Annotated in this window: 5 protein-coding genes; 4 read left to right on the forward strand and 1 reads right to left on the reverse strand. The window is 63.1% G+C overall.

Features of this window, described 5'->3' with window-relative positions; genetic code table 11:
- On the reverse strand, positions 1-3,108 hold a 3,108-nt coding region (locus tag IGW03_RS27865), incomplete at its 3' end, for a DUF6861 domain-containing protein (protein WP_194725788.1).
- A gap of 370 nt (positions 3,109-3,478) precedes the next feature.
- Between IGW03_RS27865 and IGW03_RS27870 the strand changes: the two genes are divergently transcribed.
- The 4 genes from IGW03_RS27870 to nirD all read left to right on the forward strand — a co-directional run bounded on the left by IGW03_RS27870 (position 3,479) and on the right by nirD (position 9,024).
- Positions 3,479-3,862, forward strand: coding sequence for a DUF6394 family protein (locus IGW03_RS27870; protein ID WP_194725789.1), 384 nt, complete (start codon positions 3,479-3,481; stop codon positions 3,860-3,862).
- Between the two features lie 29 nt (positions 3,863-3,891).
- On the forward strand, positions 3,892-5,559 hold the full coding sequence (locus tag IGW03_RS27875) for a potassium channel family protein (protein ID WP_194725790.1): 1,668 nt from the start codon (positions 3,892-3,894) through the stop codon (positions 5,557-5,559).
- A 516-nt stretch (positions 5,560-6,075) separates the two neighbouring features.
- Complete coding sequence (gene nirB, locus IGW03_RS27880) at positions 6,076-8,604, forward strand: nitrite reductase large subunit NirB (protein ID WP_194725791.1); 2,529 nt, start codon at positions 6,076-6,078, stop codon at positions 8,602-8,604.
- A gap of 36 nt (positions 8,605-8,640) precedes the next feature.
- A complete protein-coding gene (gene nirD, locus IGW03_RS27885; protein WP_194725792.1) occupies positions 8,641-9,024 on the forward strand; it encodes a nitrite reductase small subunit NirD in 384 nt (127 codons plus the stop codon).
- Positions 9,025-9,198 lie beyond the last annotated feature (174 nt).

The following is a 9,198-nucleotide window of genomic DNA, read 5'->3' on the forward strand; positions in this document are numbered from 1 at the left end:
CCCGACCTCGCGGTGCAGCCCGTCGCGCTCGATGTCGCAGATGACCTGTCCGTCGAGGTTGATCTGGTGCAGGTGGCCAGAGCCGTAGAACAGCTGGTTGAGCCTGCGGCCGTCGGGCAATCTGGTCTGGATGCGGTTGCCCAGCGCATCGTAGGCATGCGCGATGCGGCTGGCATGATGGCGGCCGGTGACCGTCTCGCCGATCAGCTGGCCGACGGCGTCGTATTCCAGTTCCACCTCGGCCTGCGCATTGCCGGCCTGCACCAGGCGGCCCAGCTTGTCGTAGCGGTAGCGGGTGCGCAGCTGCTCGGCCATCGCCGGACCGGTGATGCGCGAGACCAGCTTTTCCACCAGCCGGCCGGCGGCATCGCGCTCGTAGCGGGTATCGATGCGGGCATCGGCATGGCGCTGCCGGCTTGCACCGGCCGGGCTGCCGTGTTCTTCCCTGGCAATCGGCAAGCCGGCGGCGTCATAGCGGTAGCGGGTCAGCCGGCCGTCGAAGCCGATTTCCTCGTGCAGGCGATCGAGTGCATCGTAGGCAAACGCATACACCGCGCCGTTCTCGTTGACCAGCCGCGCCAGCCGCCTTGCCTTGTCGTAGCGGTATTGCAGCGTGTGGCCCAGCGCATCGGTGCGGGTTTGCGGCAGGCCGTCGGCTTCCAGCGCATAGGCGGTGCGGCGGCCGGCGGCATCAATGTGCGCCACCAGGCGCCCGGCGCAGTCGTACTCGAGCCGTTCCTCGCTGCCATCGGGATGGACGGTGGCAATCAATCGGCCTGCGGCGTCATGGCGGTATGACGTGGTTTGGCCGAGGGCATCGGTGACGCCGGTCAGCTGGCTGAAGGCATCGTAGATGTAGCGGGTAATCTGGCCGGAACAGTCGGTATGGCGGATGACCTGGCCGGCATCGTTGTAGACAAGCTGGCGGCTGCGGCCGGCGGCATCGGTGATGACGGTCGGCAAGCCGTGCGCACCATAACGGTAGGCGGTACGCTGGCCCAGCGCATCGGTGATGCTGGCAATGTTCCCCAGCTCGTCATGGCGAAAGGCGGCGATGCCGCCCATGGCATCGGTAATCAGTGCCGGCTTGCCGTGCTGCGGGTCGTAGGCGATTTTCGTCGTTGCGCCGTCGGGCTGCTCGATGGCGATGAGGCGGCCGCGGGCATCATGCCGGTAGCGGCTGGTCCTTCCTGCCGCATCGGTCACCGCCACCGGATGGCCGTGCCGGTTATGCGTGATGGAGCTTGTGCCGCCAGCCGCATCGGTCTGGCCGGTCAGGCGCTGCTTGCTGTCGTAGCGATAAGACTGCGTCCTGCCGAGCTGGTCGGTGACGCGGGTTTCGCCGGGCAGATAGCTGAATGCGAGTTCATGGCCGGCATTGGTCCAGTGCCGAACCACCTTGCCGCCCGGATGATCTTCGCTGTAGGCATACTCGGCCACCAGAGCGCCCGGCGTCGCATGGCGCACCAGCATGTGGTTGCGGTAGGCATACTCGCGCACGACCTCACCGGCGCGGTTATGTACCGCCACCAGGTCGCCGGCGGCATCATAGTCGTACTGCACCAGCAGCACCTGCTCATGCACCGGCAGGCCGGTGATGTCGTCGACATGACTGCGCTGCAGGGCCACGCTGCGCAGGCGATTGCGCTCGTACTGCAGCACCAGCGTGCGGCCGGCGCTGTCGAGAATGCGGGAAGGCTGGCCCAGGCCGTTGTACTGGATGTGGATGCTCAGGTGGTTGGCATTGCGCATTTCCACCAGCCGGGCATGGCGGCCGTCGCCGTGGCGTTCGAAGATGTGGCGCAAGCCGTCGCTATCGACCAGCGCATAGCGCGCCTCGCTCAGCCGCTGCAGGGTGACGTGCTCATGGGGCGAGTACAGCGATGCGCCGATGGCCGGCAGGGAGAAGGTGATTTGGCGGTGCTGGGCATCGAGCACAGTCACTTCGTCATCGCGCAATTCCAAGGCCAGCGAGACCGGCAAACTCCAGCCCTGTCCCAGCCAGCCCGAATGGGGGTTGTCGGAGCAGTAGACGCGCTGCCAGGGCAGCGGCAGCGGAGCAGGCAGCTCGAAGTCGAGCTCGGTGTCGCCTTCGAGCAGCTTGCAGCCGAAGATGGGGTTGACCGGAAATGCCGTAGTGACGCAGCTCTTGCAGGGCAGGCCTTCGCCTTCCTTGAGCGGCTTGGATGGTGTTTCGGCCGGCTTGACCTCTTCGGTCTTCGGCCTGGACGGTGATTTGGCAGGTGGCGCAACCGGCGTCCTGGCCTCGGCCTTGATCGGCGGCTGCAGGGCCGCATGCTTGACCAGACGACCTTCGTTGGCCTGCAGCCAGCTGCCGAAGCCCGGCCCCAGCCGGCTCTTGCCCAGTTCGCCCAGGAGGCGTGCCTTGCCCGCACCGCCGCGCAGGATCGCTTGCACCACCGCCCGCAGCAGCGCGCGCACCAGCATTACATGGCCGCGCGCAAAGTGCTCCACCGCCTGCTGCAGGTGGCGGGCATACAGCGCCGCATCCTCGGGCTGCTGGCGCCCGGCCTGCCAGCCGTGGGCAAAGCCGCCGCCATAGGCCCGGGCCACTTCCACCGCCGCCTCGCTCATGGCCTCGACCAGGCCGGGCAGTCCCATCAGGGTCATGATATGTCCGGCAACCTGCGCGCCGACCGCTGCGCCTGCCATGGCGCCGGGCACCGCGCCGCCGCCGCCGGCAAAAAAGCCCAGTGCCGCCCCGCCTGCGCCACCAATGACGATGCCGCCGCCCAGAAACAGCGCCGATTCGGCCAGCACTTCCCACAGCCCGCTCCAGATGGAAGACAGGTCGATGCCGTCGAGCTCCTGGCGCAATAGCGCGCGAGCCCGGGCATTGGAGTCATTCAGCGCATGGAGCACGCATTCGGAGCTGCGCAGGGCGGGAAACTGGGCATGGGCGGCGCGCCTGAGGGCGTCGAAGCTGGTCAACGAGGAGATGAAGGACCAGCTGGCGAGGCGTTCCTCGATGGCCAGGCGCAGGGAGACGTCGTGATGAGCGGCCTGGCGCTGGAAGTCGTCGAGCAGATGGCGCAGCTTGTGGAAGTGGGGGATGGAGGGCGAGCGGAGGAAGGCGGAGCTGGACATGGGGCGCGGGAGTTGCTGGAAAGGAAACAAAACCAGCGCGCGATGTTAGCATTGTTTTAACACAAACAATGTTGTTTTGATAACACATATGCCGATCAGTGAACCATGCCGGTGCAGATGTTTTGCTGATCGCAATACCGAAACGGAAACCGGCGGTTATGGTTCTGGCATGCCAATCGATGCTTGATACCAATCCCAAGGCATGACATGCCATGAGATCGCGTCTTTTTTCCGCCTGGCGGCGTTGTTCTCGTTATCAATAGCCTCGCTATGGATTCCTGATCAGCAACCGCAGCCTTGCCAGACGAAAAAATCCATTGTTCTCATCTGACACGTCATACCTTGGGATTGGTATAACCGGGAAACTGTCATGAATCTGGAAAAAGTGGTGTTTGCGTTTTTCATCGTCTTTGCCGCGACGCTGAACTTCGGCTTCTTCATCGGCGATATCGATCGCCCCGAACTGCACAACATCTATGAACTGTTCGCCGCAATCGTCGTGAACATGATTGCCACCGTGCTCAAGTTCGGCGACCGCACGCAGATCGGCGCCGTCTTGCTTTCAACCAGCCTGGTCGCGGACATCCAGCTGATCGCGGCCGCCGTGCTGTGGGCGGTGGTGGTGCATGTGACCGGTACCGGCATGACGCCGGAGCACACCTCCAGCGTGGTCTCGCTGTCCGGAGGCGCCTTGCTGGCCAATATCGTTTCGCTGATCATGCTGATCGTCGAAACCGTCATGATGCGCCGCTGAGTTTCCTGCAACTCCAGGCGGTGCCGGACGTGAACAGCGTATTTTTCCTTGTACTGCGGCGCATGCGCGCGCCGCTGATCCTGCTGATCGTGTTCTATGCGATTTCGGTACTTGGCCTGACGCTCATTCCCGGCGCGAACGAGGACGGCACGCCGGCCCCGCCGCTGAGCTTTTTCCATGCCTTCTATTTCGTCAGCTATACCGCCACGACCATCGGGTTCGGCGAGATTCCACGCGCCTTCTCCGACGGCCAGCGGCTGTGGGTGACGGTGTGCATCTACCTGACCGTGATCAGCTGGTCATATTCCATATTGACCCTGCTGGCGCTGGTGCAGGACAAGGCGTTTCAAAACACCCTGACCAGCAGCCGTTTTGCGCGGCGCGTGGCGCGCATCCATACGCCGTTTTACGTGATCTGCGGCTGCGGCGAAACCGGCAGCCTGATCTGCCGTGCGCTCGACATTCTCGGTCTCGATTTCGTGATCCTGGAGAAGGACAACCAGCGCGTCGAGGAACTGGAGCTGGAAGATTTCATTACCAACGATCCGGCGCTGGCCGCCGATGCCAGCATCACGAGCAACCTGCTCCTGGCCGGCCTGCGCCACCGCAAGTGCCGCGGCGTGCTGGCGGTGACCAATGACGAAAACGCCAACCTGGCCATCGCCATCAACGTCAGGCTGCTCAATCCCGCCATACCCGTGCTGGCGCGTGTGCGCAGCCCGCTGATCGCCGACAACATGGCTTCCTTCGGCACGGATCACATCGTCAATGCCTATGAACGCTTCGCGCAATATCTCGGCCTGGCCGTGGCCTCGCCAGAACGGTTTCGCCTGATCGAGGTGCTGACCGGCCTGCCGGGTACGCCTATCCCCGAAGTACACAGGCCGCCGCGCGGCCATTGGATCATCTGCGGCTACGGCACCTTCGGCCGTGCGATCGAGCGTTGCCTGGATCTGCCCGGCATACAGCTGACCTTCATCGATCCACGCGCGACCGGCCCGGGCTGCGAACGCGTCGTGCGCGGTACCGGGACCGAGGCGAGCGTGCTGGAGTCTGCCGGCATCCGGCAGGCCAGCGGCATCGTGGCCGGCAGCGACGACGACCTGAAGAACCTGGCAATCGCCATGATGGCCAAGCGGCTGAACCCGGGCATCTTCGTCGTCACCCGCCGCAACCATGCCGCCAGCGACGTGCTGTTCGATACCTTCGACGCCGACTTCAGCATGGTGCATACCCGGGTCGTGGCGCAGGAATGCATTTCCGTCCTGACCACGCCGCTGCTGGCGCAATTCCTCGCCGCCGTCAGACTGTCGGATGCCGACTGGAGCCGGGAGCTGACGGTCCGACTCGAATCCTTCTGCGGGAATGTGGTGCCGGAAGTGTGGGGCACCGTCATCGACACCGAAGGTGCGCCGGCGGTATGCAAAGCACTGCAGAAGGGGCGGCATCTCGCCATCGGCCAGCTGGTTCGGGACAATGCGGATGCCGAGCGTGAACTGCCCCTCATCGTGCTGATGCTCATTCGCGGCGAACATCGCCGGCTGCTGCCCGACCCCGACTGCGAATTGCAGCCCGGTGACGCCTTGCTGTTCGCCGGCCGGCATGAAGCCCGCTCGATCATGAACCTGACCATGCAGAACGCCAATGCGCTGGAATACATTTTGACCCGGCACGACGAGCGCAAATCGCCAGGCTGAGCACGGCAATGCATCGAAACGATGCACCCCAGTCCGCACATCCTCGGTGCATACCTTCGGCTGCTGCTTCCTTGTAATGCATCGCGGCCCATTTTGAAGCGCAGGTGACCCCTGATCCCCCGGCTTTAGCCGTGAAATCGCTTGGCACATTGATTGCTAAAGCCAAGGCAAAGCAATTGTGCTTTACCAAAATGGAGTCCAATGCCGGGCTTCATGGACAATGGTGTCCTGTGAATCGGAACGCGCCCCCAGGGCAGTGTGCCGGTGCACGCAAACTATGGTTTGCATATGTCAGAGTCAATCAGCAAGCATCTTCTTCCTTACCGCACGCAAGCCGGCGGTGTCCGGCCTCACGCCCGCTCAGTAAATTCAAGTCATCAAGCCGGCTTCTCTTGCAATCAATCGCCTGATTGATTGCGCCGCAATGCCGAACCCGCCTGGCGCGAAGCCCGCGGCCAGGTCCGGCATCGCCTGAACACACAGCAGAACAATACGACCTTGCAGAAGGAGAAACACATGAAGATCATCGTCATCGGTCACGGCATGGTAGGCCACAAGTTCCTCGAAAGCCTCGATGAAGCCGGGCTGCGCGATGCCGACGTCACGGTGCTGTGCGAAGAGCCGCGTCCGGCCTATGACCGCGTTCATCTGTCCGAATTCTTCGCCGGAAAAACGGCCGACGATCTCTCTCTGGTCGCGCCCGGCTTCTTCGATCGCGGCAACCTTCTTCTCAGATTGAATACCCGCGCCAGTGCGATCGACCGTCACGCAAAAACCGTCACGACCGCCGCCGGCGAAGTGCTCAGCTACGACAAGCTCGTTCTTGCCACCGGCTCCTATCCCTTCGTGCCATCCATCCCCGGCAAGGATCGCGCCGACTGTTTCGTCTACCGCACTATCGAAGATCTCGAAGCCATGCTGGAATGCGGCGCACGTTCGCGCAGCGGCGTGGTGATCGGCGGCGGCCTGCTCGGCCTGGAATGCGCAAAGGCGCTGCGCGACATGCAGCTGCAGACCCACGTGGTCGAGTTCTCGCCGCGCCTGATGGCCGTGCAGGTCGATGACGCCGGCGGACGCACCCTGCGCAGCAAGATCGAGGATCTCGGCGTGCAGGTGCATGTGCAGAAGAATACGGTCGAGATCATCGACGGCGAGCAGGCGAAACACCACATGGTGTTTGCCGACGGCAGCCACCTGGAAACCGACATGATCGTGTTCTCCGCCGGCATCCGCCCGCGTGACGAACTCGCCCGCGCCATCGGCCTGGACATCGGCCCGCGCGGCGGCGTCGCGATTGACAACCAGTGCCTCACTTCCGACAAGGATATCTACGCCATCGGCGAATGCGCCGCATGGAATGGCCAGGTGTTCGGCCTGGTTGCGCCCGGCTATGACATGGCCCGCATCGCGGCGAAGCACCTGGCTGGCGGGGAAGCGGATTTCGGCGGCGCAGACATGAGCACCAAGCTCAAGCTCATGGGCGTGGATGTGGCCAGTATCGGCGACTGCATGGGCACCGCCGCCGGCAGCCGCGCCTACCAGTTCAGCGACGAGCGCAAGCAGGTCTACAAGAAGATCGTGGTTTCGGACTGCGGCAAGCATCTGCTGGGCGCGGTTCTGGTTGGCGATGCCGCCGAATACGGCACGCTGCTGCAGATGATGCTCAACCGGATCGAACTGCCGAAGGATCCGGAGTTCCTGATCCTGCCGCAAAGCGACGGCAAGACCAGGCCCGGCCTCGGCGTCGATGCGCTGCCGGCCTCGGCGCAGATCTGTTCCTGCAACAACGTCTCCAAGGGCCAGCTGTGCGACGCGGTCGCAGGCGGCGCCGTCACCATCGGCGACCTGAAAGCCTGCACCAAGGCCGGCACCGCCTGCGGCGGCTGCGTGCCGCTGGTGACGCAAGTGATGAAGGCCGAGATGAAGAAGCAGGGCCTGGCTGTCAACAACCACCTGTGCGAACACTTCCCGTACTCGCGCCAGGAGCTGTTCCACCTGATCCGCGTGGGCAAGATCAAGACCTTCGGCGCCTTGCTGGCTGCGCACGGCAAGGGCCTGGGCTGCGATATCTGCAAGCCGGTGGCCGCCAACATCTTTGCCTCCTGCTGGAACGACTTCCTGCTCAACCAGGAACATGCCGGACTGCAGGATTCCAACGATTACTTCCTCGGCAACATCCAGAAAGATGGAACCTATTCGGTGGTACCACGCATGGCAGGCGGCGAAGTCACGCCGGACGGACTGATCGCCGTCGGCCAGGTGGCCAAGAAGTACGGGTTGTACACCAAGATCACCGGCGGCCAGCGGGTCGACCTGTTCGGAGCGCGCGTCGACCAGTTGCCGGCGATCTGGGAAGAACTGATTGCTGCCGGCTTCGAATCCGGCCATGCGTACGGCAAGTCGCTGCGCACCGTCAAGTCATGCGTGGGCTCGACCTGGTGCCGTTACGGCGTCGACGACAGCGTGGGCCTGGCGATCGAACTGGAGAACCGCTACAAGGGCTTGCGCGCGCCGCACAAGATCAAGTTCGGGGTATCGGGCTGCACGCGCGAATGCGCCGAAGCGCAGGGCAAGGATGTAGGCGTGATCGCCACCGAGAAGGGCTGGAACCTGTATGTGTGCGGCAACGGCGGCATGAAGCCGCGCCATGCGGAACTGCTGGCATCAGATCTTTCCAAGGAACAGCTGGTGAAGTTCATCGACCGCTTCCTGATGTTCTACATCCGCACCGCCGACCGCCTGCAGCGCACGAGCGTCTGGCGCGACAACCTCGAAGGCGGTCTCGATTACCTGAAGGACGTGGTGGTAAACGACAAGCTGGGCCTGGCAGCGGAACTGGAAGCGGACATGCAACACGTAGTTAACACCTATGCCTGCGAATGGAAGAACGCGGTCGAGGACGAACAGACACGCAAGCGCTTCCGCCAGTTCGTCAACAGCGACATGCCGGACCAGAACGTGGTGTTCGTCGAGGAACGCGGACAGATCCGCCCGGCGACGCAGGATGAACGCCGCAAGACGATCCCGATTGCACAAGTGGCATAAGAAAGGAACAAGACAATGGAAGCGATGATGGAAGCGATGGTAGAAGACCTGACACTGGAAAACCCGCCGGTTTCGGCGGCAGCGAGCGCGGATGCGACCTGGCACGCGGTCTGCTCGATCGATGACATCGTGCCCAATACCGGCATCTGTGCGCTGGTGCGGGAACGGCATGTGGCGGTGTTCAGGTTGCGCGGCGATGCGGAGCAGGTGTTCGCCATCGACAACTTCGATCCCAACTCGCAGGCAAGCGTGCTGTCGCGCGGACTGATCGGCAATCTAGGCAAGCGGATCGTGGTGGCTTCGCCGATCTACAAGCATCACTTTGATCTTGAAACCGGGGAATGCCTGGAGGCAGAAGAGAACTCGGTGGCTGCGTATCGGGTAAGGGTGGAAAACAGGACGGTGTGGGTCAAGGCTTGATGCCGTATGTAAAGCGAGCGAGTAATTAAATCTAGTTTGACAAAGGGATTGCATTTACTCGCGGCCAGGGAATTGCTTCCCCTTCGAGGGCGGCCGGCAAGGTGGAAGGTTAGGTGGGAGCGGATTAATCACAATCAGTGCATTGATAAACCCATCCCCACCCTAACCCTCCAC

It is taken from the genome of Noviherbaspirillum malthae (assembly GCF_015352985.1).
GTDB lineage: Bacteria > Pseudomonadota > Gammaproteobacteria > Burkholderiales > Burkholderiaceae_D > Noviherbaspirillum > Noviherbaspirillum malthae.